Below are 23,743 nucleotides of genomic sequence, written 5' to 3'. Positions count from 1 at the left end.
CTCGGCGTCGCCGCCATGACGATCCCGCCCGGGTGGCGGGCAAGCGTAAGTCACAATCCGGCGTGGAGGCCGGCCGAAACCAGCGATATTAAGGATGTTCTGCGGCGGGAGGCATGTTTCCCCGGGCCCGCAATACGTCGTATATTGGGCCGCCAATAGCCCGGTTCTCAACGCACCAATGTCCGCCGAATTGACGCCGCCCCCCGAGAAAAAGCGAATCTTTTCGCTGTCCATCGGTCAACTGACGTTCGGAAGCTTCATCCTGGTGCTGGCGGTGATCATCGTCACCTCGACCGCGAGCGTGATTGCGATCCGGCACATCGACACCACCTTCGCCGAGTTGCAGCGGCTGCAGAGCGTCGGTGACCTCGCCGAGGACATCGACCGCCGCATGAACGAGCTGCGGCTCGCCGCGCGCGACTTCGTCACCGATCCCGGCGCCGGCATCCAGTTCAAGCAGGTGGGCGAGGCGGCCTCGACGCTCAGCGACATCCTGAAGAAGACCCGCATCGAGCTCGCGCCCGAGCAGCAGGACATGATCGACGGCGTCACCGAGCGGCTTGCGACCTATCGCAATGGCCTCGAACGGATCTCGACGCTGATCGACCGCCGCGCCCAATTGCTTGCCGGCCTGCCGCCGCTGCGCGAGCAGTTCGACGTAGCGGTCGCCGGCGCTGCCGACCGCGAACTCGCCTCCCGCCTGTCCGAGGCGCAGAGCCGCATCGCGCTCGGTCTGCTCGCGCGCAACCCGTCGGCGGCCGAGCAGGCCGCACAGGGCATGCGCGCAATGGATATCGCCGATCCCAGGCTGAGGGCGGCGGTGAACGATTATGCCGAGGCGATCATGGCGGTCGCCGTCCGCGAGCGTCAGATCGCCGACATCGACCGCGAGGTGCTGGGCACCGAGGGGCGGCTGATCGGCCGCGTCACCGAGTTGCTGCGCGAGGTGAGCGCAAGGCGCGGCCACGTGCTGTCGCGCGATTTTGCCCGTACGCTGACGGAAGCACGCTGGCAGAGCATCGTGCTCGGCTCCATCGGCGTGCTGATCGGCATTCTCGCGGCCGCCTTCGTGGTGCGGCGCACGGTGCGGCCGCTGGCCCAGATCGCGCGCTCGATTCGCGCGCTTGCGGCCGGCCAGAAGGACACCTCGATCCCGTCCGCCGATCTCGACAACGAGATCGGCGACATCGCGCGTGCCGCTGAAGTGTTCCGCCGCGCGCTGGAGGAGGCCGACACCGCGCGCGAGGCGGCGGTGCGCGCGCTGACCGAGCAGCGGCTGGCCGAAGAGAGCTATCGCAAACTGTTCGAGGGTTCGGTCGACGGCATCTACGTCACGACGCCGGCCGGTGACCTCCTCAATGCCAATCCGGCACTGGCGCGGATGATGGGCTATGACAGCCCGCAGCACCTGATCGACAGCATCAACGACATCGCCCACACCATCTACGTCCATCCCGAGGCGCGTGAGGAATACCAGCGGCTGATGGCGCGGGACGGAATGGTGCGCGAGTTCGAGTACCAGGTGCGCCAGCGCAGCGGCGACATCCTCTGGCTCTCCGACAGCGCCACCGGCGTGCGGGACGAGCAGGGCAACATCGTCCGCTACGAGGGCACGCTGCGCGACATCACTGATCAGAAGCGGGCGGAAGACGCCATCGCGGAAGGCCGGCGCCTGCTGCAGCAGGTCATCGACACCGTGCCTGCTGTCATCAACGTCAAGGACCGCGATTTGCGCTACGTGCTGATGAACCGCTACATGGCCGGCATCTTCGGCATCGAGCCCGGTGACGCGCTCGGCCGGACCACGGCCGACCTGATGTCGCGCTACGGTGCGGCCAAGACCGACGAGAACGACAAGCGCGTGCTCAAGCTGCGCAAGGGTCTAGGCTTCTACGAGGAGGAGTACGAGGACGCCGCCGGCAACATGCGGCAATGGCTGGTCAACAAGCTGCCGCTGCTCGATGCCGATGGCGAGATCGAGCGGATCGTCACCGTTGCGCTCGACATCGGCGAGCGCAAGCGCGGTGAGCAGGAGATGCGGAAGGCCAAGGAAGCGGCGGAGACCGCGCTGCGCAATCTGCGTGAGACGCAGGCCTCGCTGATCGAGGCGGAGAAGCTCGCCGCGCTCGGAAGGCTGGTCGCCGGCGTCGCGCACGAGGTCAACAATCCCGTCGGCATCAGTCTCACGGTCGCCTCCGCGCTGGAGCGCAAGACCGCGATGTTCACCTCCGAAGTCGAGCGTGGCGAGCTTCGCCGCTCCACGCTCAACGACTTCCTCAACACCAGCCGAGATGCGTCCTCGCAGCTCGTCTCCAATCTCAACCGCGCCGCCGAGTTGATCCAGTCGTTCAAGCAGGTCGCGGCCGACCGCAACTATTCGGACCAGCGCAACTTCGACCTCGGCGATCTCACTGAGCAGGTGGTGATGAGCCTGCGGCCGGGCCTTCGCAAGCACAACCTGACTCTCAACGTCGAGTGCCAGCCGGATCTGACCATGAACAGCTATCCCGGGCCATACGGGCAGGTTCTGACCAATCTGTTCCTCAATTCGGTCGCGCATGCCTTCCCGGACGGCCGTCCGGGGATGATCGACATCCAGGTGCGCGAGTCCGGCAAGGACAATGTCGAGATCATCTTTTCCGACAATGGCTGCGGCATGTCGCTCGACGTCCGCCGCCGCGCATTTGATCCGTTTTTTACGACAAGACGGGACCAGGGCGGTACCGGCCTCGGCCTGCATATCGTCTACAGCATCGTCACGAACCGGCTTGGCGGCCGGCTCGATCTCGATTCCGAGCCGGGCGGCGGTACGCGCATCCAGATGATCTTGCCGCGCACGGCGCCGCTGGAGCAGGCGGCCGAATAGCTAGTCGGCTTCGACGAGCTTGTGCAAAGTGGCGCCGAAAATCAGGCTGGCCTTGCCGACCAGCGCCGTCCCCGTCATCTCCGCGCGGGTGTCCGTGTAGGTCCCGCTGACGCCGATGCCGACCGGGGCAGGGCCGCCGAACAGCGGATTGTCGTCCCCCCGAGGTGACGTGTGCCGCTGCACCAGCACCTCGCCTTTGAAGGTGCGCGCATCCTTCACCACATAGCTGCCGGTGTAATAGAGATAGGCATCGCCGCCAAGAATCTTGCCGTCGCGAAAAAGGATCACGCCGCTGCCTTTGCCGACTCGACCGTCGAGCAGCGTAACGTGGATCGAATAGAGGCCGTTCTTCATTACGCCCCGTAGGCCGGCCGCCATCGCCCAATGGCGTCACCGGTCCAGCTTTTATGCCAAAGCACATCCCCTCGCGCAACGCGGCAGTTTGCCGGCCGGCGAGTACCTCTGTCGCGGGGACCGTATTCGTCCCGGCTTGTCTGTGACGCCGATGTGACGGTCTCATCACCGGGCGAGGCCAGTCGTTGCGAATCAACTTGGCCCGCGAAATGCATAACCATTGTTGCACTGGCCGCGGGGTGCTGGAGCAAGACGAACGTGAGCAACTGGATCGATTCCGGCGGCGATGAGCCGCGTCTGTACAGTGCGCGTCCCACGAATTGCAAAAGTGAACGACGTAAGATTGGCAGCGCGACACGCTGGCGAAGCGTGACGAGGCTGGCATGCGCCGTAGCCCTGATTGGGCTCGCGGCTCCCTTTGGGCATGCCCGTGACCGCGGCCAGTTCGTCAACACCAATGCCGACTTGAAGGCCTGGTTCGACAGCCTGCGAAGCGGCAAGGGGCCATGCTGCTCCGATGCCGACGGCTCGGCGCTCTCGGATACCGATTGGGAGAGCAAGGATGGGCACTATCGTGTGCGCGTCCCCCGCCTCGGCTACGTGCTTGACGGCCAGCAGCAGGAACTCGTGTGGGTCGATGTGCCCGATGAGGCCGTGATCTCGGAGCCGAACCGGGTGGGGCGCACCATGGTGTGGCCGATCTACGGCTACATGGGCGTCACCATCCGCTGCTTCATGCCTGGCAGCATGACGTAAGCGCGCCAGGCGGCACTCCGCCTGGTCTCGCGTTGCTTGACGCGGCTTCCGCAGCGTCAGGTGTATTTCTTGTCGCGCTCGAGCAGTTCGATGGAGATACCTTCGGGGCCGCGGATGAAGCAGATGCGCACGCCAGGTCGGATCGTGGTCGGCTCGCGCGTGAAGGTGACACCCTTGGCCTTGATCTCGGCCGCCACAGTGTCGATGTCCTTCACCGTCAGACCGAAATGGTCGAGACCCTGATGCGGGTGCGGGGGCGGCGGATTGACCGCATTGTCGCCCTCGAGCGGCGCGATGAAGATTTTGGCGCCGCCGAGATTCACGTCGATCCGTCCCGGCGCGCGCACGATCTCGCCACCGAGGATCTCTCGCAGCCAGGCCGCTGTAGCCTCCGGATCGGGGCTGCGCAGATGGACGTGATCCCAAGTGACGGCGATTGGCATTTCATAGTCTCCCAACGGGTCTCGCGATGTTGTGGCGCATGTTAGACTAGCGCCACCGGCCGGTTGTCGCCACGTCCCTGCCGACTCGCCTGACGCGCGGGAACCTTAGTTCCTCTTCCGGGTTGAGGTAAGCGGTAGTCTGTTCATCGTGCAAACGCAGTTCGGCCGCCCTCAGTGGTGCATCCATGAGCGCCAGGTTTGACCGGATCGGATTACGACGCTGGGCCGGGACCGGCGAGCGACTCGCACGGGTCATGACGGTCGCGAGCGTCTCGTTCGGCCGAGGCTTGCTGTGGCTGCTGGCGGCCGTCATCGCCGGTGGGGGCATTTGGATGCTGCTGCCGTTCTCCAGGGGGCACAGCACCGAGCCGATCAGGTCGGATATGGCCGTTGTCGAGCCGGCTGCTCCGGGGGATGCCGCCGCGGCGGTCTCGCCGGCGGCCGATGTCCCGGCTTCCGCTGCAGCAGAACTCGATCGTCTCAGGATTTCATCGCAGACCTGGCGTCGTGGTGGCCTCGGCTCGAAAGCGCTGGTGACGTTCACGCTGCGAAACGACAATGACTACGCCGTAAGGGATGTCGAGATCAGCTGCGCTTTCGTGCGTCGCGACGGCACGCCTCTCACCGCTCGCAGCCGCGTGTTGCCTGACACCGTCAGCATGAAGAGCCGCAAGACCTTCGCGCGCATTTCGGTCGGCTACGTCAACGTTAATGCCGACCAGGCGAAGTGCTCGCTGGTTGCCGCACGGCGGGCTTAGCGGGCGGCGTTCTTTGGTAGCGGAAAAGTTACCGTTTCAGGGCTTGTTCTGGCCTTGGCCAAAAAACTTGGCGTCGCCATTTGAACCAAAGGGCAGGGCCAGGAACCAATCAGAGTATCGCCTGTTAAGGCGGAGAGCCCACGCGGGGATTGCGGGGGGCGGAGTGCGGCCAATGCCCATTTTTCGGTATTTCGTGTTTGTCGGCGGAGCGTTGCTCGCACTGCTGTTTGCAGTGAACTTCGTTGTGCCGGCCTCGCCGGTGACGCCAGTCGTCGCGAGCGCAAGCAACGACCAGCCGACGATCCGGATCCGGTCCGATCGCCATTTGCCCGAACGTGTCGTGCTCGATACCAGCCAGCCGACGATTGCCCTGCCTGCGGTGAAGACCGCTGTCGCGGCGCCGCAGCCGCCGGATACCGCGTCGGCAGCGGCCCTCGCGGAGATGTCGGCCAAGGCGCGGGTGCGCGAGACCTTCGCCCAGTTTACCCCTGGTTCGAAGCCCGACGTCGCCAGGAAGCCGCAGGCCCAGGCTCAGCCCAAGCGTAAGGTCGCTAGAGCGCATCCGGCGCCGCAGTATTATGGTGGGCCGCAGTTCGGTGGGCCGCAGTATGGCCGGCCGATGATGGTGGCCCAGCAACCGCATTTCGGCCTCTTCAACACGACCTGGTGACAAGCCCGCTGCGACCCGCCTCCGCGGAGGCGGGAAGGGCTTTTTATTGGCCAGCCTCTCTGCTAATTCGAACCTGTCCGAACGCCGCCCGGTGCGCTGGCTTGCCAGCCGGGGTCTGGCGCTTCGTGGCTAACGGGGCGCTCGTAGCTCAGCTGGATAGAGCATCGGATTTCGATTCCGAGGGTCGGGAGTTCGAATCTCTCCGAGCGCGCCAGCCATTCGCTGGATGACTTATGCCGCACCAGATTCGTTCTGCCGGCTCTTTTCGTGTTGCGCGTTGCTGCAAATCGATACGAACGAAATCAACGGGTTACTAACGACTATCAATCACTCCACGCAACACGGGCGCGAGATGGCAATTCGCGGTCTGCTCTTGCGAGCAGGCGCGCTCAAGGCAGCCGGTTATTGCCAAGTTTTCCCGGCCGAAGGGGGAACTTCGAATCTTCGTCCAGCTTGACTACTTCGGTCGCCAATGCGGCGCCACATCGGAGAAAAATGTCAGATGAAGCGGCTACTGCTTAGTGGGTTTGCTGCCAGCACCCTCGTTCTATTCAATCGTATCAGCGTCAGCGATGCCGGCGGCGTCGCCAAGTACGCTGGGAAACTCGGATAGCGAAGTTATACAAGTTAAAGGCGGTCATGGTCATGGCGGCGGCCACGGCTGGGGCCATCATGGCGGGCGAGGCCATCACTACGGATGGGGCAGAGGCCGCGGTCATCACTACGGCTGGCGGCATCACCACTGGTAAGTCATAACCAGCGCGTTTAAAGGGGGCCGCTCATTGGCGGCCTCCTTCATACTGAGGGTCGAAATCAAACAGCGAACAGTTGCGTCGCTCTCTGGACGACCCCAAAAGCCCGGCTTGAATATCCTCTGCAGCATTCTGGTCGGCCTCCACATCGTGAAAGAGATGGCCATAGGTGTCGAAGGTCATCTGGATCGTGCTGTGGCCCATGAGGATCTGAATACGCTTCGGGTTCATGCCGTTCTCGATCCAGAGGGACGCGCAGGCGTGAAGGAGAGAGTGCGGCCGTACTTGGCCACCTCTCGCATGACCGGTTGCCCGGCGTTGTTGACGACAGGCTCCCCGGCATCGTTCAGCACCGGCTCAGGTAGCGTAAGACCGGCCGCCGCCGCCGACCTTGACGCCGATCTATGGACCACGCCCGCGTTGCAAGAGGAATCGACAAAGGGATGAAGCGGTTTGCGCCAATCTATCCGGCTTCAATTTGGGGCTGTTGCCCCGAGCCATCATGGATATCCGCTCACTTCTGTCCTCAATAACTCGCCGGCCTCAAGAAGGGCCATGGAGTCGAACCAGGCTTCAGAAGTGTCGGTGGAACCGTTTCTCCATTCGTCCTTTCCGTCTCGCAAACCTCGGCGGGTTATTGTGCCTTCTGATCCCGACCTTGGATTTTCCTTTCCGGCCCTGTTTCTTATGCGGTGCGGCCCAGGAGGTTGGCGTCGTAGTCACGGCCCTTTGCGAGCATGCTCCAGGCCATGCGCGCAAGTTTTGCGGCCAGGGCAACAACCAAGACATTGGAGTGGAGCCGCTTCGACGCTGCCTCTAACCAGGCTGCGAAGCCATGCCGAGGCCAACTCTGACGCTGCAGAAGTACGGCTCTGGCACCTTGAATAAACAGCGTTCGCAGGTACCGATTACCGCGCCTCGATATGCGCCCGAGAATGGTTCGATCGCCGGTCGAGATTTGCTTTGGTACCAGACCAAGCCATGCTGCAAAGTCTCGGCCTTTATGGAAGGCATCACCGGTTCCGATGGCGGCGACCATCGCGCTTGAGATGATCGGCCCGACGCCGGGCGCACTCATTAGGCGGCGACAGTGTGGATCTTGATCAGCGAGTTCGTCGATTTCTTTCGTCATTGACGCGACCCGTCGGTCGAGATAGCGCCAGTCCTCGGCCAAGTCCTGAATGAGCTGGATCACGCGAGGCGATAAGTTGTCGTTTGGCGCTGAGAGAATCTGAGGAAGTGCCAGTCGGAGTGCTGCCGCTCCCTGCCGCACTGGTAGCCCTCGCTCAAGCAAAAAGCCCCGGATTTGATTGATGACCGCCGTTCTCTGCGTCACCAATCGACTGCGAACTCTGTGTAGTGCCTGTAAATCAAGTTGTTCGGCTGACTTCACTGGAACGAACCGCATTGTCGGCCGCTGAGCGGCCTCGGCGATCGCTTCAGCATCCCGAAAGTCATTCTTGTGACCCTTGAGGTATGGTTTGACGTACTGCGCCGGCAAGAGCCGTACTTGATGGCCTAATTTCTCGAGCCTGCGCCCCAGATGATGTGCGCCTGCACACGCCTCCATTCCGATCAGACAACGCGGAATATTGCCCAGCGACTGGTCAAGCTGATTTCTCGACCGCTTCTTGCGTAGCGTAATTGCGCCTGTGGCATCGAGACCGACGACGTGGAATGTGTTCTTCCCGAGATCGATGCCGATTGTGACAAGGTTCGTATTCGACATGGCTTGCGCTCCTGCTGCTGCCCCCCGCCGGGCTGCACGTTGCCGCTGAGAGCGGGCGTGGTCCATGCCATTAGCTCGAGTTCGCCGTTGGCACCCGAGCCCGCGATTTGCAGCGGCAGTAACCTCGGCCAGATATGGACCCAGAACGCGTACTCGTTTTTCGGGTCCTCCTTGGCCCATTCAATCAGTCGGGGCGGCCCGCCCAGCCCACGCGCCGCGGCGGCAATCATCTCCTTGATCGCTTTGCTCTGGACATTCACCGCGGCCGCCGGTCTTTTTCATGCCCTTAACGAAGGGCCGCCACGCACCTCAAGCGTGCTGAATCTCGCGACCATCGGCCTGCCTCGGATTCGGAGCCATCGTACCGCGCTTCGGGCGCGGCACTTTGGCCTATCTTAACAAATGTTTGGCGTGTAATAGCAAGGGACCATCCCAGCGCGGCGTGTAAAAGCGCGCATCCGAATCCTCGCGTTCTTCATCGTGATCCAGTTGGTTAGGTCAGTCATCATCCCCAACATGGTCGACTTGTGAAAACCGCTCTCCTCCGAGGACGCCCTCGCGACATGGAATCCGCCCGAGTGGGAGGAGATCGTGACGTGGTGGGATCAATTTGCCGGTGAGGCACGCACCACCACCGGCAAGTCCTCCAGGGGGAAGTTTAAATGATCGGCAGGGAGCTAGCGAAAGCCAGGATCAAGAAGCTGCGGAAGATGACGACCGGCGCAGGCTGCACGCTGGAGGAGGCGGCATCCGCCGCCGCCAAGATCGCCGAACTCATGACCAAGTATGGGATGGACGAGGGCGATCTGAGCCTACTCTATCGGCAGCGGACGGCAGAGGAGGCTGGCATGGCTGTGCAACGCGGCCGCATCGTCGGCATCTGGATTGCGGTCGGCGTCTGGCTCCGAAGGTTGGCGGGGCCGTGATCCTCGTTCTGCTGATTCTCTGCTGGTTCGTCGGCAGGAGCAACCCGGGCACGACGAGCCAACCACCAAGCCACGCGGCGCACTCGGCGCGAGTCGACACGCCGAGCACGCCACCAAGCGACACGCGAGTCGGCCCCGGCACGCCAACCCAGCGCACGCGAATAGTCGGTAATCCCGATTACCACGAGTACATCGACTGCTCGACCGCCACCGATTCGTGGAATCGACCGGGCCACCCGCATAGCTGCAAGGTCGTCCTTCTTGGTTCGCGAGTGGCGCGGCAATGGACTGGGTAGCAGCGAGGAAAGTGACGCCGCTCACACGCGCAGTGACACGCGACGTGCGCGAGCTGCGGCCGAGGCGACCTGCGAGCGGGTCTCTCAGTGCCGCTGGATATCCGCGGTAAGAAACTCGTTCCTCAGGTGCCGCTTGATATTCTCGGGGTGACGCTCTCCCTGGGCAGCGAGCTTAAGCACGCGCTCGGCGACCTCTACTGCAGTCCTCTGACGCTGAAGGGTAAACGTCGGGCTCGAGAGAACTTCGTCGAGAACATCACGAAGCATTTGCACCGTGGCTGCGTCGTAAGCCATGAGCTAAGTCCCGATCCTTTGAGCCCCGAAAAGAGCGGTGCCGAGCTCGAAATACGTGTCTCGGCACCGCCTATTTTCAAACTGAGCACTGAAATCCCAGTTGGCGTTTAGGATGCAACGGCTATGCCACAGGCTGATGACGGAGCCGGAAGGCCGCCGCTATTACAGCGTCGATTCGAGCTTCCTCATCTCCTGGAGCCGGGCCAGGCAAAACTCGCGGTACAGACTGTCAATGAATGCCCACATGGCAATCCCCCTTCGTCCAATAATGAAACGCTAGGCCTGCTTTGTTTCAGGCATGCTTCGAGCCGCCAGGAAAATGGCTTCGTGCCGCCAGCAGCACCGTTGCAACATAATCAACTTAAGTCATTGAAATCACGCTGGTTCGAATCTAGCAGCCTCGGCCTGCCGAAACCCGGCTCTGCCGCCCGCGCGCCAGCGTGTCCGAGGGGGACTCGTGGAAGGTCGCACGGTAGGCCGCCGCGAACTCGCCCATGTGGTGGAAGCCCTGGGCGCGCGCGCAGGTGGCGACGGTAGCACCGCCGCCCTTCAGGAGCCGGGCCCGGGTCGCCCACAGTCGTTTCAACCGAATGTACTGGTGCAGGCTCATGCCGCGCACCTTGCTGACGGCCCCGCTGAGCGTCCGGATCGAGACGCCGAACTCACCGGCGAGATCGGCCGTGTAGATCGGAGCGGTCGGATAGGCCGCCACGTAGTCATCGATCCGCTGCACCAGCCTGGTCGACCGGCCGCCCTGGACCGAGGTGCTCCGGTCGGGGCCTCCAGCGATCCGAAACAGATCGTCGAGCGCGAGCAGCAGGCCTTCCTGGAGATGGGCGGCGGCCTCGGTGGTCTCGAACAGGAACGGCTGCACCGACGCGGTTCGCAGGATGTCGAGCACAAGCTGGCGCGTATGGAGCAGGGCGGCCCGGTTGGCGACATAGGCTCGCAAATCGTCGGCGTGATCGAACCAGCCCCGGTCTTTCACGCCGGGCGAGAGGATGATCATCGCATAATGATTGGTCCGGGGCTCGACGAAATGACACTCGTCGTTGCCGCGGAGCGCCACGAAAAAGCGGGCGTCGAGATCCATGCCCCTGGAATTGACCTGAAGGTCGTCAGTCATGGGCAGGATCACCATGCCGCCGGGCATCCGATAGGCGGTGTCGAGGATGCGCGCGAAGGACCGCATCACGATGATGCGGCATGCCGGCAGGGAGACGACGGCGCGGGCGGCCGCGAAGTTCTGGACGTCGAGCGGAATGCTTCTCGCATCCTCCATCGACTCGATAGGCCGGAAGGCATCGACATCGGCAAAGCCGATCAGCTGAAGCGCGGAGGACGGGACGAGGGCGTCGAACATGCGTCTGGCCGACTGCTGCAATGTGACAATGAAATGAACGCCAGTACATTGCCATCAATGGCGAAACACTCCGCTTCAGTAAATCGGATTCCGGGCCGTAGTATTGCGGACATCATGCCATGACGTCGTCTGATCATTGCCACCATCAACAGTCCCGCCTCATTGATTGCCCGGACGCGAGGTCGATGAAATGAAGGCGCGTGCAAGCGGAACAGGCGACGGACTCGAAGCTCCGCCCTTCGGGGCGCTGCTGCTTTTCCAGATGCGTCTGCACGTTCATGCCCGTCTGGGAGCAGCGAAAAACGATCAAATCGGCCATCGGCGTAGAATGGCGCCGCGGATTTCCACTTTGATCCAGATCAGTTTTGGAATAGTCCGCCGAACGGGCGATCTCGCAGAAGCGAAGGGGCCCCGGGGGCCCCTTCTGATCACCAGCGGCGGTAGCCGTAGTATCCATAGCGTGGTCCGTAGACCCGGGGCCCATACCCATAATAGCGGGGCCCGTAATACGGCCGCGGGCCATAATAGTTCGGACGCCACCAGCAGCGGCCCCAAGCGTCGCAGACCATGCGGACCTGCTCGACGTTGGAGACCTCAGGGACGACAGGTGCAGGCGCGACGGGCATGGCGGACGCCGCCGGCGATGCCGCAAGGGCACCGAACATGGACGCGACGACGAGGCCAATCTTAAGCTTCATGATATCTTCCTCCGCTTACGCAATACAGGATATCGAAGTTGTTCTGATCAAATTGTGGCGGAACCGAAATGTAATGCTGATGAACAGATCTTCGGCCACTCCGCCGCGGGCCTGATCCAGCTCCATCAGACTACCTGAGCTTTGCGCTACTGGCCATGCTGCGCCTGCCTTGCCTGACACCGCCACGATCCTTGATCCTGCGCAAGTCGCGCCGGCGGCTTCGTCCCTAGTTTCGTCGCCGTGGGCAGTCCTTCGCGGAATGCGAAGCGCGTCCGGCGGTTCGCATCGGTCCGGAGCCCACTGTTGTTTGGAGCTGTGCAATGGGCAAGATGAGAATTGAGAAGGGTGACTGGCTGGTCGTTTGCGATGGGCGCAAGGCGCTCATTTTGGAAAACCTCGGCGACGAGATGTTTCCGAACCTCCACACGAGGGAGGTGCATGAGCAGCCCAATCCGTCGACCAGCGCACAAGGAAGCGATGCGCCGGGCCGGCTGCACGGCGCGGCCGGCGGCGCGCGCAGCTCGGTCGAGCAGACCGATTGGCACGACGAGGCCGAGCGCGCTTTCCTGCGCAGCCTCGCCGGCCGGCTCGACGCCGCCGTCAGCTCGGGCGAGACCTCGGCCCTGACCATGGTGGCCTCGCCACGGGCGCTCGGCATGATCCGCGCGGACTATTCCGACGTGGTGCGCAAGGCACTTCACGGCGAGGTAGGCAAGGACCTCGTCAAGCTGCCCGTCTATGAGATCGAGAGGCAGTTGTTGCGGTCGGGCGCCGCGAAATAGGGGCGCCCGCAGCGGACGCGCCGGTGTCTCTCAGTAGCAGGGGTGCCGGCGGCGGTCCTGGCCGATATAGGTGGCCGAGCTCTGGTAGCAGTGGTTGGTCGCAGGCCCGTCGTAATAGGCGAAGGTCCCGGGGGTGAGGCCCGGGCCGTAATTGTGCAGGTAGCTGATCGGGTAGGGCAGCGGGTTGGTGTAATAGCGGTGATACCGGTGGTGTCCCCGTGCCTCCGCAAAGCCAGGGGTCAGGATTGCGGCTGACAGGGCGGCAACTGCGGCTACAAGCTTCAACTTGCTCATCTCGATTCTCCGGAACCCGCGCGAATAGGCTAGCCGTTTATAGCCATTTCGAGCGGTGAGGACACCCGTCCGCAGGCCTCAAATCGGAGCCAAACCCGTAGATTCCGGAGTGAGTGTGACAGAATTGCCCGGAAGTGAGGGCGAAGGCTGCCCATTTTTGGCCTTTTCGGGATGCTTAACGAATTCCCCACACAACTATGACCAAAGAGACTTCGGTTTAGAATCCTGTTTCCGGCCCTTTGGGGGTCCTTCGAGGCCGGTCCATTCCTGAAGGTTTCACCGTCACCTTGCCATGCGCATCACGCTTCTGAGCCTGCTGTTGCTCTGCTTCGCCGCCACGACGCCGGCGCGAGCCGAACTGCACATCACCCGCGACCACGGGGGCTATGTCGAGGAGTACAAGGCCAAGTATAAGCGCGTCCGCGAGAAGGGCGAGCGCGTCATCATCGACGGCATCTGCAACTCGGCCTGCACGCTTGTGCTCGGTATGGTGCCGATGAACAAGATCTGTGTGACCCCCCGGGCCAGCCTCGGCTTCCACCAGGCCTATTACGACAAGGCCTTCACCTTCGGCATCAAGGTCACCAGCGCGGAGGGGACGTCCGACCTGATGTCCTACTACCCCGACACGGTGAAGGACTGGATCCGCCGCAATGGCGGGCTCACCACCGACATGAAGAAGATCAAGAACGGTGTCGAGCTCTGGAAGATCATCGATCCCTGCCCGGAAGAATGGTGAGCGGCTGAGCTGAGCCGCCGTCCGTCGCAGCGCAGCATCGCCCGCCAAGAAATTCGCATTGCCGCATAGGCCCCCATGGGGCAATGAGGCGGCAATGAACCATAATCAAGAAGCCCTGACCGCCCGCGCCGCGCCGATCCTGTTCGTGCTGCTCTGGAGCACCGGATTCATTGGCACCAAATACGTCGTCAACAACGCCGATCCCTTGACCTATCTCGCGATCCGCATGGCGATCGTGGTCGGCCTGATGGTAATCATCGCAGGCATTGCCCGGCCGAAATGGCCTGACCGGATTGGCATCGCGCACAGCGCGGTCGCCGGCATCCTCGTCCATGGCTTCTATCTCGGAGGCACCGCGATCGCGATCGCGCATTCGATTCCGGCCGGGCTCTCCGCGCTCATTCCGGGCCTTCAGCCGATCCTGACCTCGACCATCGCCAACCGCTGGCTCGGCGAAAAGGTGACGCCGGTGCAATGGGGCGGCCTCTTGCTCGGTCTCGGCGGCGTGGTGATGATCCTGCACAACCGTCCGATGACAGGGGAGGCCGGGCTCGGCTGGCTTGCATCGGTGGTCTCGCTGATCTCCATCACGCTCGGCACGCTGTATCAGCGCCGCTACTGCAATCACATCGACTGGCGCGCCGGCAATCTCGTGCAATACGTCGCCGTCACCATCTTCTTCGCGATCGGCGCCTTCCTGTTCGAGGACCGCGTGGTGCACTGGACGCGGGAGTTCGTGCTCGCGCTGGCCTGGCTCGCGGTCGCGCTCTCGATCGGATCGATCGGGCTGCTGTACTGGCTGATCCGCCACGCTGCGGCGACGTCGGTGGCGAGCCTGTTCTACCTCGTGCCCGCGGTGACCGCGCTGATGGCCTATCTGCTGTTCGGCGAAAAACTCGATGGGCTGGCAATCGCGGGCATGGCGATGTGCGCAGCCGCGGTGTTCGTGGTCAACCGGCGGTTCTAGTCGGGCAGGCGCGGCGGCGGAATACATCCCTGACGTGCGCGGAGCGGCGTGCTAGGCTGGCTGCATTCAGCTTTCCCTTTCACGGGGTGATTTCCATGAAGAAGGCCAGACCCGCGCTGCTTGGCCGGTCCCTGAAGCCGGTCCGCATTGCCTGCATCAACTACGCGGAGGAGTCGATCAGCGGCCGCAAAATGGCCGAGCTCACCGCGGCACTGCAAAAATGCTACGACAGGCATTTCCTCCCGATATGGGGCTATCCTGTCGACCTTTACGTCACCCGGAAGCCGAGGCCGAGCGACTGGCAACTCGTCTATTTCGACGACGCCTCGCACAAGAAGATGCTGGGCCGCCACGAGCTGACCCATCGCGGTCAGCCGATCTCGAAGATCTTCGTCAAGGCGCTGGGCGATGAGCCGCTCAGCGTGGCGGCCTCGCATGAGCTGTTCGAGATGGTGCTCGACCCGATGGCCAATCTCTGGGCCGACAAGAACCCGAACACCCAATACGCCTATGAGGTCTGCGACGCCGTGGAGGAGGACTCCTTCCGCGTCGGCCGTTTCGAGATGTCGAACTTCGTCTATCCGTCCTGGTTCGAGCCGTTCCAGCATCCGCGCGGCACCAAGTTCGACCACAAGGGGACGCTGAAGGAGCCCTTCTCGATGACCGAGGGAGGCTACGTCATCAAGAAGGTCAACGGCAGGAAGGTGGTCAAGGCGTTCGGCTCGCCGGCAAAGCGGCGGCGCTTCAATCGCGAGGACCGGCGCGGTCATCGCAGCGAATTCCGAGATCCGCAAGGCGAGCATCACCCGGGCCGGCGCGCCGCCAAAAAGTGAGGGTGGAGAGGAGCCATCTCCGGGCGCGCCCGCACCCGGAGACCTGCCCTGAGTGCTGCGCTCAGCGCTTGGACTTCCCGGCCTTCTTTTTCTTCTTGGCGCCTCTTTTCGCGGACTTCTTCACCGCCTTCTTCCCGCTCTTCTTGGCCGCCTTCTTCGACGACTTCTTGGCTGCCTTCTTCGAAGAGGTCTTGGCCTTCTTTGCCTTCTTCGGTGCGACTTTCTTCGCGACCTTCCTGGCGGCTTTCTTCACCTTCTTGACGGCGGTAACTGCGGCATCCTTCGTCGCTTCAACGGCGTTGGTTATCGTCTCCATCGTCTGCTCGGTGATCGGCTTCTCGTCGTCCATATCGTCCCCCACGGTTTGTATGGTGTGATGACGATAGCGGGTTTCCTAATTGTGTCAAAGCAACGCTCAACCTTTGCGGATCTTTGCGTAGGCAGCGAGCGCCCGCTCGCGTCCCCTTGCATGATCGATGATCGGTCGCGGATAGGTTTTGCCGAGCGTGATGCCGGCGCTCGCCAGCTCGATCGGCGTCGCCTGCCAGGGCTGGTGGATCAACTTCGCCGGCAGGGCTTTCAGCTCCGGCACCCAGCGCCGGACATAGGCCCCGTCAGGATCGAACTTCTCGCCCTGCAGCTGTGGATTGAACACGCGGAAATAGGGCGCGGCGTCGGCGCCGCAGCCGGCGACCCATTGCCAGTTGGCGGGATTGCTGCCGGCATCCGCATCGACCAGCGTGTCCCAGAACCAGGCTTCGCCGTTGCGCCAGTCGATCAGGAGATGCTTGACCAGGAAGGACGCCACCACCATCCGCACCCTGTTGTGCATCACGCCGGTGTGCCAAAGCTCGCGCAGGCCCGCATCGACGATCGGATAGCCGGTAGCCCCGCGGTGCCAGGCGGCAAGCGCCTTTCTGTCCGGCTTCCAGGGGAAGCCGTCGAAATTCGTTTGCAGATTGTCGGTGGCGAGGTTCGGATGATCGTGGAGGAGGTGCCGGCAGAACTCGCGCCAGCCGAGCTCGGTCAGGAATTTTTCGACGCCGGGCCCGAGCGCCGCATCCTCGGCCGCGGCGAACCGCGCGGCGTGAAAGACCTGTCGCGGGCTGAGCTCGCCGAACCGCAAATGCGGCGAAAGGCCTGAGGTGCCATTGCGGTCCGGCCGGTCGCGGTCGCTGATATGAGTCCGGGCGGTGTGCTCGAGGAAATCGCGCAGGCGCGTGCGAGCCGAGGCCTCGCCCGGCGTCCATGTCTCGCGCAGGCCGCCGGCCCAATCGGGCTTGCTCGGCTCGAGCTTCCAGCTCTCCGGTGCCTCGCTCGCGATCTTCTCGCCCGGACCCAGCTCCTTCGGCGCGGGCAGAGGCTTTGGCGGGTCGCCCAGCGACAGTACCCGCCGCCAGAATGGCGTGAACACGCGCAGGCCGCGGCCTTCCTTGTTGCGGATCGCCGAGGGCGAAACCAGGAGATCGCCGGGGAAGCTTTGCGAGGCCACGCCGAGCTTTGAAAGCGCAGCTTCGAGCTGCCGCTCAACCGCCTGATGCGGAGCCTGCGCGATCCCGTTCCAGTAAACGGCGCGGGCGCCGCTCTCGCGCGCCAGATCGGGGATGAGCCTGACGGCAGCTCCCCGGCGCAGGATCAACGATCCGCCACGCGCGGCGATCTCGGTGCTCAGCGTTCGCAGCGATTGCGCCAGCCACCAGCGCGCCGCGCCGCCCGGGGCGCGTCCGATCGTGTCGTCGAGGACGTAGAGGCAGATCAGCGGCGCGCCGGATTTCGCGGCGGCGTTCAGGGCGGGATGGTCGGACAGGCGAAGGTCTTCGCGAAACCAGACGATGATGGGCGGCGAGCTTGGCGTGGTCAGGCGGGACCTCGTTTGCGATTTGGAAAGCATGCCACTCGCGGCGCTGTGAACCGTCGTCTGCACCTGAAAGCCGAGGTCGACAGCTTTCTCGACCGCGTGCGCGCGGCGTAATTCGACGCAGTCATCCCGGGATGGTCCGAACGACCAGACCTCAGGTGCGCAATTTGCGCACCGTGGGATCTCGGGATTCCGGGTTCGCGCATTGCGCGCCCCGGGATGACGTTGGCCTATTTGGGCTGCGGCACGATGCGGATGTAAGGCTTCGGCTCCTTCCAGCCCTGCGGGTAGATCGTCTTGGCCTCGTCGTTGGAGACCGAGCCCGCGATGATGACGTCCTCGCCCTGCGTCCAGTCGGCCGGGGTGGCGACGCGGTGCTTGGCGGTGAGCTGGAGCGAGTCGATGACGCGCAGGATCTCCTGGAAGTTCCGGCCCGTGGTCATCGGATAGACCAGCACCAGCTTGATCTTCTTGTCAGGTCCGATGATGAAGACGTTGCGGACGGTCTGGTTGTCGGCCGGGGTGCGGGTGAGGGGATCGCCCGAGGTCGAGGCCGGCAGCATCTCGTAGAGCTTCGAGACGTTGAAGTCGGTGTCACCGATCAAGGGATAGTTCGGCGCGGCGCCCTGCGTCTCCTTGATGTCCTCGGCCCATTTGGCATGGCGATCGATCGGATCGACCGAGAGGCCGATCAGCTTGACGCCGCGCTTGTCGAATTCCGGCTTCAGCTTGGCGAGCGTGCCGAGCTCGGTCGTACAAACCGGCGTGAAGTCCTTCGGGTGCGAAAACAGGAGGGCCCAGCTGTTGCCGATCCAGTCGTGGAACTTGATCTTCCCTTCGGTGGTCTCGGCTTCGAAGTCGGGGGCGGTGGTGCCGATCGGAAGTGTCATGGTTCTACCTCATCTTATTGAATCTACTGGATAATTTTTCTCGGGCCGTTGCCGCCACTATAGGGGCTTGGCAGGCTTAAGTGAACGCTGACTGAACCGCTTCAAGTAAAATGTGAATTTCTTCTCTGAAGAGCCGATCTCCTAGCACTTTTCTGTTACAGCCGCACGTGCGGCGAAACATCTCCACCGGGGCCACGCGGTCTCGATTGCCCCGATAAAGCCTTTTATGACCCGCATCACGCTCGCCCGACGCTCTCCGGAACCGAGATGGTCCTCGTAACGACTAATCGGCAACCATTGAGAAAAGTCGTGATCCCCGTATCGAATCATTAACCACCCCTTTACGCCGGCATGAAAATGCTGGCCGATCAGAAGAAATCTGGAAGTGAACTATGTCTGCCGCTGCGCCCAAATCCGTTGATAAGTCCGGTGAGTCGCCGTCCCTCGAACCGTCCTGCCGCGATACCGCGGCCCATGCACTCTCCATCGTGCGCGACGGCGTGATCACGGGCGAAGGCCCGACCACCAAGGGCCGGGTCCACTTTTCCCGCTCGCTCGATGCCGATGACACCGCCTGGTGCGCCCGTATCCTGACCGCGAACGCCGTCAACGACCAGCCGGTCAGCCGCGCTGAAGCCGAAGTCCTGTTCGAGATCAACGAGGCCGCGACCGAGCGCACCGATGGCGGCCGCTTCGACGATTTGCTCGCCAAGGCCGTTGCCCATTACGCCGCAAGCGCGTCGGGCCTGAAAGTGCCGCCGCGCAGCGTCGCGCTCTCGGCCGATGCCGAGATCGAGAGCTGGGCGCCGTCCTACGCCTCCAAGGTCAACAGCGAGATGCTGGAATGGATCGCCGGCCAGATGCGCGGCAAGCGCCAGAACAACCGCCGCCTGATGGCGATGGTGGCGACGTTCCTCGGCGCCACCGCGCTGCCCCTGGCGGGCCAATTGCCGAACGTGTTCGACATTGGGATGTAAGGTTCCGGGCATGTAGGATTTTCGCGCCCCTTGCGGGGCGCGAGCGAAGCGGCGGGGTTATTTCCCCGCCGTTTTTTGTTTGCCGGCCTCGAGCTCGAGGCCCAGCGTGCGGCCCGGGAAGCCCGCGGCGTCGAAATAGCGCTGGCTGCCGACGCGCTGGACGTTGAGCACGGTCTGAAGGCCGTTCTCGGACATCTTGGATTTCTCAACCGCCTTGTACGCTTTCGGCACGATGCCGTTGGGCAGGGCCTCCGATATCACCCGGCCGACCAGGCCCCCGTTATGTGCGCCGCTCAGGCCCATGAGCTGCGCGGCAGTCATGCCCACGTCGGCATTGCTGACCGGCAGCTGGTCGACGAAGCCGGCTTTGAAGTCCGGACCGATCGCGGCCATGAAGTTCATGGTGTCGCCGCGGCTGAAGCTGCCATGCATGCCCTGGCCCTGACGCAGCACGGTGTCGGCGACCTGCACCGAGCAATTGGTCGGCGCCTCGCCGCAATCGCTGGCATAGGAGCGGAAGTTGACGACGATCGACGGCGTCGGCGTCGCCGACTTGCCGCGCAGATTGATGCTAGACAGCGGCAGGGTGCCGGGGAAGCGGCCGAGCGAGTCCTCGACGAACAGGCCGGAAACGTAATCCTGCTCGAGCAGGGCCTTGATGGTTTTCGCCGCCAGCCTTTTGTCCTTGCTCGGGAGATAGATCAGGTCCGAGCCGCCATTGGTGGCGACGACGAGGTCGGGCTTTTCCGGATCCTTGCCGAGCACGCCGTTGCCGGCCTTGGGATGCTTGTTGCCCTCGATCTTCGCATTCTTGTCGTTGGGATCGAACAGCGGCAGGTCGAGTGCTTTCGCAAGGTCCAGCGCCAGGAAGCCCATCGGCAGGAAGTCCTTCGGCGTATCGTCATAGCTGACCTTGGCCGAGGGGCTGGTCTTGCTCTCCTTGGAGATGGTCGAGAAGCCGTGATCGGCCGAGACGATGATGTTGGTCGAGGCGGCAAGGCCGAGCTCCTCGAGCGCCTTGCGGAGCTGGGCGAGGTTGCTGTCGGCGTTCCTGATGCCGGCCATCGAGGTCGGCCCGTTGATGCCGGGCAGGATCTGGTTGAGGCTGTCGCCGGTGTTGTGCTGGCTGCCGTCGGGATCGCGCGACCAGAACACCAGCACGAACGACTTGTTGCGCGCCTTGAACATCGGCAGCACCACCTTCGTGGCGACATCGGCGAAATAGGCCTGCTGCGCGACATTGGCGACCGTGGTGCCCGGCGTCTTGGCATCGCCCGCCTTGGAATTGTCGCCGCGCGGCGGCGTGGCGAGGGGCAGGCCGGCCTTGGTCAGCGCCGCCATCACTTCGTCCGAGAGCGCGACGCCGTTCTTGCCGCCGGTGGCGTCGTCGAACACGATCGAATGCAGGCCCGCCTTCTCGGGCTTGTCGGTGTGGTCGAACTGGTAGGTCGGACCATGCTTGCCCAGCGCGGCGGTGCTGTAGCCCTTGTCGCGGGCCATCTTCAGAATGGTCTCTTCGTTGAGATAGTCGCCCTTGAAATGCTCGTCGATGTCGCCGAGCACGGCATCGTTCTCGATGAAGGGGACCACGGTGTCACCGGCCGGGACCGAGGTGTAGTTGGTCCAGATCGTATTGGAGAACACGCCGGTGTCGCCGAGATAATGGCCGGTCGACATCGCCGACCCGTTGGCCATGGTGAAGGTCGGGAACAGCGAATGCGGGTTCTTGAAGTTGACGCCCTTGTCGCGGAGCTCGGCCATCGCGGGGGCCGTGTCAGGGGTGACTTTCAGGGCACGCAGACCGTCCGGAATGAACAGGATCAGGTTGCGCGGGGTATTGTTCTGGGCGGAAGCAAGTCCGGTGGACAGCACTGTCAGTCCGGCGGACAGCAACAGCAGTGAGCGGCGCATGGAAGTCTCCTGGCGGTGAGGCGGCATGGCCGCCGACCGCGGCCCCCGGCAATCGTTTAGTTTTGCTGCATGACGGTTTTGTTACAAGGGCCTGTTGCCGATCCAAGGGGATGGGGCCTGCCGTGTCCCGGACGGGACGCAGCGCACAGCGTCCGGGTCGCGAGACCCAAGTTTTCGCGCACACCTGCATCCACATCGTCATTGCGAGCGCAGCGAAGCAATCCAGAGTGCCTCCGGAGGGACTCTGGGCTGCTTCGTCGCAAGGGCTCCTCGCAATGACGTGGTGGCAGCATCGCTTGTTCAATTCGCATTGCCATTCGCAGACATACCTTCGCATCCTCGCGGCGCATTTCGCCCGAGCTTTGCTTGGCTGCCCCCAGCGAAAGAGGGTGCAGGGAAGACCGGGTGCCGGCCGGGCACCCACGGTCCACTGTGCGAAAGGTGGCAACAAAGAATTTGCACAGCGGCATACAGGTGTAGCCAAACATCCGGCCTTCCCTGTGCAGTGGTTTTACGGCTTATGTCGTGAACTCCCCGGGGAGCGATGCACTATTGCCCCCGTCGCCTTGTAGATGACTGATGCGCGGGCCCGGTCGGGCCGCAACATCACCGCAAGACTTGACGCACAGACCCCGGGCGTCAGGACCACACGATTTTGCCGTACGCTGATGGCACCGGTCGTATGCGCGCCGACTTCGCTCACGGTTTCCCGCCCTGCAAAGCTCTTCGCGCCAACGCCATCTGCGTCCACCGCCGCCCGGCCCGCGTTCGTGACGATCGCGATACGCCCCTCTTCCTCGGGCCGGAGTGAAGAAGTTCTAACAAAAATCCGAATTCGAATAAAGAGAATATTTCGATGCCAGTCCCTTGACCCCGGGCTTGGGTGTTTCGCCCGCCGGGCTGCGCAAGGACTTGTGGTTATTCCGGCGCGGTCGGCACAAGCGGATCAGACGCCAGCGCCTGTGCCGGCTTCACCGTCGGGCCGGGGCGGGCCGATTCCCGGTGAGATCGCGCCGCAGCGGACGCGGGGCTGTCGCGAGCGCAGAAACCTGACCTGGAATTCCGGGCGTTCTGCCGCAGCCTGTTTCCCGTTAATTGCGTGCCTTAACCAACAATTAATTATACGTTTGCGGCCGGGCGTCAGCCCGGCCTAGCGTGTGGTGGGGAGCAGCGAAGCCAAACGAGTTGGTGCGTATCATGATGTCCAGATCACATCGCAGAGCCCTTGGCAGATCGTTTGCGGCGCTATTTGCCTCGCTCAGCGCGGCCGCGCTGCTCCTTGGCCCCAGCGACAGTTTTGCCAGGCCGGCCGGTGCCGCGCCGGCCTTGGCTGGCGCTGCCGTCCGGCCGACTGCTGCGCGTCCGCCGATCGCGCCGGGGGCGCGCTTCCACCGCCGCAACAATGCCTTCGTCTACTGGCCGGGCGGAGGCGGGTTTCTCTACGACGGTGCGACGTACAGCCCGCCCTTCCTCGATGCCGGACAGCCGCCCTCCAACGACGTGCGCTACACCTACACCTATGACGTGCCCTGGGATTGGGCGCATCGCCTCCCGCCGAACGTGGTGCCGTCCGACCGGCCCTATGTGCCGAACTGCCCGACGGAGCAGGTGACGGTGCCCGGCCGTGGCGGTGGCGAGCACACCGTCAACATCATGCGCTGCTACTGAGCTAGCCGAGTTCAAAGCTGGTCACGCCGAAGACGCGATTGATCCGCAGCGGCGGGATCGGCCCCGTGTACATTCGCGCCGTCTCGAACACCGGCTCGAGGCCGAGTCCTTCCGCCAGTGCGATGGCCTGGCCATTGACGGCGGGGGTGTCGAGGAAGATCTCGCCGCCGCCTGCACTCGCCAGCAGGGTCCGCACGATCGCTTCCGCCGCCGCGCGATCGTCGGCGACGAGGGGGCCGATCTTGCAGCCCGTCCGGCATGGCCGGATCACGCCCCATGCCGCGAGCCTGCCGTCGCGCATCAGCGCGTGGCCGACGTGACCTTGTGTGTTGATCCAGGCGCGTAGGAAGGCCGCGCGTGCAGCCGGGAAGACCGTCGCATCGTCGGCTTCGACAAGTGCGAACGGGACTTTGTCGAGCGCGATGACACCGACGGGCGGCTTCGGCGCGGCGACGATCCCGCCGTAGCGGATGTTGGCATAAGCAAGCTGGAAGCCGGACTTTTTGTAATTGTCCTGCTGTGCGACGACGCCATCGAGCCCGATCACGCGGCCGCCTGCATGCGCGATCGCCGCATTCCAGATGCGCAGGCCGTGGCCCGCACCGCGAAGGTCGGAGCGCACGATGTAGAAGCCGAGAAAGGCGAAACGGTCATCGTAATTGACGCAGGAGACGGTCGCGACCGGCGCGCCGTCGATCTCGCCGACGAGGAAGCCTTGCGCATCGGGAATCGCGAAGCAGGCGGCATCCGACAGGCCCGGATTCCAGCCTTCGGCCGCGGCCCAGTCGACGGCCAGCGAGATCTCCTCCGGGCGCAGGCTGCGGATCTGCAATTCGCTCATGACGGATGCCTTCGGGCGGTGGACCTGCCGGCCGGTCCGGCGGTAGAAGCGCTTCATGATAGGCCGGGCCTCGGGCTC

At 63.5% G+C, this 23,743-nt stretch carries 23 protein-coding genes, 1 tRNA gene and 1 pseudogene; 13 read left to right on the top strand and 12 right to left on the bottom strand.

Going from position 1 to position 23,743, the window contains the following annotated elements; all coding sequences use genetic code 11:
- Positions 1-178: 178 nt before the first annotated feature.
- Entirely contained in the window at positions 179-2,866 is a 2,688-nt protein-coding gene (locus ACNJYB_RS23535; RefSeq protein ID WP_439368738.1) for a PAS domain S-box protein, read from the top strand.
- On the opposite strand, the gene ACNJYB_RS23530 is transcribed toward ACNJYB_RS23535, so the two are convergent.
- Positions 2,867-3,220: a GrlR family regulatory protein gene (locus ACNJYB_RS23530; protein WP_439368737.1), complete on the bottom strand. Its 354-nt coding sequence runs from the start codon at positions 3,218-3,220 to the stop codon at positions 2,867-2,869.
- Between the two features lie 258 nt (positions 3,221-3,478).
- Here ACNJYB_RS23530 and ACNJYB_RS23525 point away from each other — a divergent pair, with 258 nt between their 5' ends.
- Positions 3,479-3,976, top strand: a complete 498-nt coding sequence (locus ACNJYB_RS23525; RefSeq protein WP_439368736.1) for a hypothetical protein — start codon at positions 3,479-3,481, stop codon at positions 3,974-3,976.
- 56 nt (positions 3,977-4,032) lie between these two features.
- Here the strand turns inward: ACNJYB_RS23525 and ACNJYB_RS23520 are convergent, their stop codons facing one another.
- Positions 4,033-4,419, bottom strand: a complete 387-nt coding sequence (locus tag ACNJYB_RS23520; RefSeq protein ID WP_439368735.1) for a VOC family protein — start codon at positions 4,417-4,419, stop codon at positions 4,033-4,035.
- A gap of 185 nt (positions 4,420-4,604) precedes the next feature.
- Here ACNJYB_RS23520 and ACNJYB_RS23515 point away from each other — a divergent pair, with 185 nt between their 5' ends.
- From ACNJYB_RS23515 to ACNJYB_RS23505, 3 genes are all read left to right on the top strand, one after another.
- Complete coding sequence (locus ACNJYB_RS23515) at positions 4,605-5,177, top strand: hypothetical protein (RefSeq protein WP_439368734.1); 573 nt, start codon at positions 4,605-4,607, stop codon at positions 5,175-5,177.
- A 172-nt stretch (positions 5,178-5,349) separates the two neighbouring features.
- The gene (locus tag ACNJYB_RS23510; RefSeq protein WP_439368732.1) at positions 5,350-5,847 is read left to right on the top strand and encodes a hypothetical protein; all 498 of its coding nucleotides are present in this window, start codon (positions 5,350-5,352) and stop codon (positions 5,845-5,847) included.
- 137 nt (positions 5,848-5,984) lie between these two features.
- Positions 5,985-6,061 (top strand) — tRNA-Arg (locus tag ACNJYB_RS23505).
- A gap of 565 nt (positions 6,062-6,626) precedes the next feature.
- On the opposite strand, the pseudogene ACNJYB_RS23500 reads toward ACNJYB_RS23505, so the two are convergent.
- Together ACNJYB_RS23500 and ACNJYB_RS23495 are read right to left on the bottom strand one after the other, a co-directional pair.
- Positions 6,627-6,869, bottom strand: a pseudogene (locus tag ACNJYB_RS23500) (hypothetical protein); the annotation flags it as partial.
- 415 nt (positions 6,870-7,284) lie between these two features.
- Positions 7,285-8,328 (bottom strand): IS110 family transposase, encoded by a 1,044-nt coding sequence (locus ACNJYB_RS23495; protein ID WP_128944741.1) that lies wholly within the window; start codon positions 8,326-8,328, stop codon positions 7,285-7,287.
- A 662-nt stretch (positions 8,329-8,990) separates the two neighbouring features.
- Between ACNJYB_RS23495 and ACNJYB_RS23490 the strand changes: the two genes are divergently transcribed.
- Together ACNJYB_RS23490 and ACNJYB_RS23485 are read left to right on the top strand one after the other, a co-directional pair.
- Positions 8,991-9,254 (top strand): DUF2786 domain-containing protein, encoded by a 264-nt coding sequence (locus ACNJYB_RS23490; protein WP_439368731.1) that lies wholly within the window; start codon positions 8,991-8,993, stop codon positions 9,252-9,254.
- A gap of 383 nt (positions 9,255-9,637) precedes the next feature.
- Positions 9,638-9,955 carry a hypothetical protein gene (locus tag ACNJYB_RS23485; RefSeq protein ID WP_439368729.1) on the top strand — a complete coding sequence of 106 codons (318 nt, stop codon included), beginning with the start codon at positions 9,638-9,640 and terminating at the stop codon, positions 9,953-9,955.
- A gap of 280 nt (positions 9,956-10,235) precedes the next feature.
- Here ACNJYB_RS23485 and ACNJYB_RS23480 read toward each other — a convergent pair whose 3' ends face one another.
- Complete coding sequence (locus ACNJYB_RS23480) at positions 10,236-11,207, bottom strand: helix-turn-helix domain-containing protein (protein WP_439368728.1); 972 nt, start codon at positions 11,205-11,207, stop codon at positions 10,236-10,238.
- 428 nt (positions 11,208-11,635) lie between these two features.
- On the bottom strand, positions 11,636-11,905 hold the full coding sequence (locus ACNJYB_RS23475; protein WP_439368727.1) for a hypothetical protein: 270 nt from the start codon (positions 11,903-11,905) through the stop codon (positions 11,636-11,638).
- Positions 11,906-12,225: 320 nt separating this feature from the next.
- Here ACNJYB_RS23475 and ACNJYB_RS23470 point away from each other — a divergent pair, with 320 nt between their 5' ends.
- Complete coding sequence (locus ACNJYB_RS23470; RefSeq protein ID WP_439368726.1) at positions 12,226-12,687, top strand: host attachment protein; 462 nt, start codon at positions 12,226-12,228, stop codon at positions 12,685-12,687.
- 30 nt (positions 12,688-12,717) lie between these two features.
- Here the strand turns inward: ACNJYB_RS23470 and ACNJYB_RS23465 are convergent, their stop codons facing one another.
- Positions 12,718-12,981, bottom strand: coding sequence for a hypothetical protein (locus ACNJYB_RS23465; protein ID WP_439368725.1), 264 nt, complete (start codon positions 12,979-12,981; stop codon positions 12,718-12,720).
- A gap of 292 nt (positions 12,982-13,273) precedes the next feature.
- On the opposite strand from ACNJYB_RS23465, the gene ACNJYB_RS23460 reads away from it, so the two are divergent.
- From ACNJYB_RS23460 to ACNJYB_RS23450, 3 genes are all read left to right on the top strand, one after another.
- The gene (locus ACNJYB_RS23460) at positions 13,274-13,720 is read left to right on the top strand and encodes a hypothetical protein (RefSeq protein WP_211413988.1); all 447 of its coding nucleotides are present in this window, start codon (positions 13,274-13,276) and stop codon (positions 13,718-13,720) included.
- 94 nt (positions 13,721-13,814) lie between these two features.
- Positions 13,815-14,687, top strand: coding sequence for a DMT family transporter (locus tag ACNJYB_RS23455; RefSeq protein ID WP_439368724.1), 873 nt, complete (start codon positions 13,815-13,817; stop codon positions 14,685-14,687).
- A gap of 95 nt (positions 14,688-14,782) precedes the next feature.
- Positions 14,783-15,520, top strand: coding sequence for a hypothetical protein (locus tag ACNJYB_RS23450; protein ID WP_439368723.1), 738 nt, complete (start codon positions 14,783-14,785; stop codon positions 15,518-15,520).
- Between the two features lie 61 nt (positions 15,521-15,581).
- Here ACNJYB_RS23450 and ACNJYB_RS23445 read toward each other — a convergent pair whose 3' ends face one another.
- The 3 genes from ACNJYB_RS23445 to ACNJYB_RS23435 all read right to left on the bottom strand — a co-directional run bounded on the left by ACNJYB_RS23445 (position 15,582) and on the right by ACNJYB_RS23435 (position 18,268).
- Positions 15,582-15,869, bottom strand: a complete 288-nt coding sequence (locus ACNJYB_RS23445) for a histone (protein ID WP_439368722.1) — start codon at positions 15,867-15,869, stop codon at positions 15,582-15,584.
- 66 nt (positions 15,870-15,935) lie between these two features.
- A complete protein-coding gene (locus ACNJYB_RS23440) occupies positions 15,936-17,411 on the bottom strand; it encodes a cryptochrome/photolyase family protein (protein ID WP_439368721.1) in 1,476 nt (491 codons plus the stop codon).
- A 197-nt stretch (positions 17,412-17,608) separates the two neighbouring features.
- Entirely contained in the window at positions 17,609-18,268 is a 660-nt protein-coding gene (locus ACNJYB_RS23435) for a peroxiredoxin (RefSeq protein ID WP_439368720.1), read from the bottom strand.
- A 392-nt stretch (positions 18,269-18,660) separates the two neighbouring features.
- On the opposite strand from ACNJYB_RS23435, the gene ACNJYB_RS23430 reads away from it, so the two are divergent.
- Positions 18,661-19,245, top strand: a complete 585-nt coding sequence (locus tag ACNJYB_RS23430; protein ID WP_439368719.1) for a hypothetical protein — start codon at positions 18,661-18,663, stop codon at positions 19,243-19,245.
- 57 nt (positions 19,246-19,302) lie between these two features.
- Here ACNJYB_RS23430 and ACNJYB_RS23425 read toward each other — a convergent pair whose 3' ends face one another.
- Positions 19,303-21,156, bottom strand: a complete 1,854-nt coding sequence (locus ACNJYB_RS23425) for an alkaline phosphatase family protein (RefSeq protein WP_439368718.1) — start codon at positions 21,154-21,156, stop codon at positions 19,303-19,305.
- Positions 21,157-22,353: 1,197 nt separating this feature from the next.
- Here ACNJYB_RS23425 and ACNJYB_RS23420 point away from each other — a divergent pair.
- Positions 22,354-22,824 carry a hypothetical protein gene (locus tag ACNJYB_RS23420; protein ID WP_439368717.1) on the top strand — a complete coding sequence of 157 codons (471 nt, stop codon included), beginning with the start codon at positions 22,354-22,356 and terminating at the stop codon, positions 22,822-22,824.
- Between the two features lies 1 nt (position 22,825).
- Here the strand turns inward: ACNJYB_RS23420 and ACNJYB_RS23415 are convergent, their stop codons facing one another.
- Positions 22,826-23,665: a GNAT family N-acetyltransferase gene (locus ACNJYB_RS23415; RefSeq protein WP_439375630.1), complete on the bottom strand. Its 840-nt coding sequence runs from the start codon at positions 23,663-23,665 to the stop codon at positions 22,826-22,828.
- Positions 23,666-23,743: the final 78 nt, after the last annotated feature.

Source organism: Bradyrhizobium sp. SMVTL-02 (assembly GCF_051853005.1).
Lineage (GTDB): Bacteria > Pseudomonadota > Alphaproteobacteria > Rhizobiales > Xanthobacteraceae > Bradyrhizobium.
Note: the sequence above shows the minus strand (reverse complement) of the source record. Positions and strands in the feature narration are given on the sequence as shown.

Coding starts and splice junctions, on each gene's coding strand:
- ACNJYB_RS23535 (WP_439368738.1), top strand. CDS start 179: ATGTCCGCCGAATTGACGCCGCCCCCCGAGAAAAAGCGAATCTTTTCG.
- ACNJYB_RS23530 (WP_439368737.1), bottom strand. CDS start 3,220: ATGAAGAACGGCCTCTATTCGATCCACGTTACGCTGCTCGACGGTCGA.
- ACNJYB_RS23520 (WP_439368735.1), bottom strand. CDS start 4,419: ATGCCAATCGCCGTCACTTGGGATCACGTCCATCTGCGCAGCCCCGAT.
- ACNJYB_RS23515 (WP_439368734.1), top strand. CDS start 4,605: ATGAGCGCCAGGTTTGACCGGATCGGATTACGACGCTGGGCCGGGACC.
- ACNJYB_RS23510 (WP_439368732.1), top strand. CDS start 5,350: ATGCCCATTTTTCGGTATTTCGTGTTTGTCGGCGGAGCGTTGCTCGCA.
- ACNJYB_RS23495 (WP_128944741.1), bottom strand. CDS start 8,328: ATGTCGAATACGAACCTTGTCACAATCGGCATCGATCTCGGGAAGAAC.
- ACNJYB_RS23490 (WP_439368731.1), top strand. CDS start 8,991: ATGATCGGCAGGGAGCTAGCGAAAGCCAGGATCAAGAAGCTGCGGAAG.
- ACNJYB_RS23480 (WP_439368728.1), bottom strand. CDS start 11,207: ATGTTCGACGCCCTCGTCCCGTCCTCCGCGCTTCAGCTGATCGGCTTT.
- ACNJYB_RS23475 (WP_439368727.1), bottom strand. CDS start 11,905: ATGAAGCTTAAGATTGGCCTCGTCGTCGCGTCCATGTTCGGTGCCCTT.
- ACNJYB_RS23470 (WP_439368726.1), top strand. CDS start 12,226: ATGGGCAAGATGAGAATTGAGAAGGGTGACTGGCTGGTCGTTTGCGAT.
- ACNJYB_RS23465 (WP_439368725.1), bottom strand. CDS start 12,981: ATGAGCAAGTTGAAGCTTGTAGCCGCAGTTGCCGCCCTGTCAGCCGCA.
- ACNJYB_RS23460 (WP_211413988.1), top strand. CDS start 13,274: ATGCGCATCACGCTTCTGAGCCTGCTGTTGCTCTGCTTCGCCGCCACG.
- ACNJYB_RS23455 (WP_439368724.1), top strand. CDS start 13,815: ATGAACCATAATCAAGAAGCCCTGACCGCCCGCGCCGCGCCGATCCTG.
- ACNJYB_RS23450 (WP_439368723.1), top strand. CDS start 14,783: ATGAAGAAGGCCAGACCCGCGCTGCTTGGCCGGTCCCTGAAGCCGGTC.
- ACNJYB_RS23445 (WP_439368722.1), bottom strand. CDS start 15,869: ATGGACGACGAGAAGCCGATCACCGAGCAGACGATGGAGACGATAACC.
- ACNJYB_RS23440 (WP_439368721.1), bottom strand. CDS start 17,411: ATGCTTTCCAAATCGCAAACGAGGTCCCGCCTGACCACGCCAAGCTCG.
- ACNJYB_RS23435 (WP_439368720.1), bottom strand. CDS start 18,268: ATGACACTTCCGATCGGCACCACCGCCCCCGACTTCGAAGCCGAGACC.
- ACNJYB_RS23430 (WP_439368719.1), top strand. CDS start 18,661: ATGTCTGCCGCTGCGCCCAAATCCGTTGATAAGTCCGGTGAGTCGCCG.
- ACNJYB_RS23425 (WP_439368718.1), bottom strand. CDS start 21,156: ATGCGCCGCTCACTGCTGTTGCTGTCCGCCGGACTGACAGTGCTGTCC.
- ACNJYB_RS23420 (WP_439368717.1), top strand. CDS start 22,354: ATGATGTCCAGATCACATCGCAGAGCCCTTGGCAGATCGTTTGCGGCG.
- ACNJYB_RS23415 (WP_439375630.1), bottom strand. CDS start 23,665: ATGAGCGAATTGCAGATCCGCAGCCTGCGCCCGGAGGAGATCTCGCTG.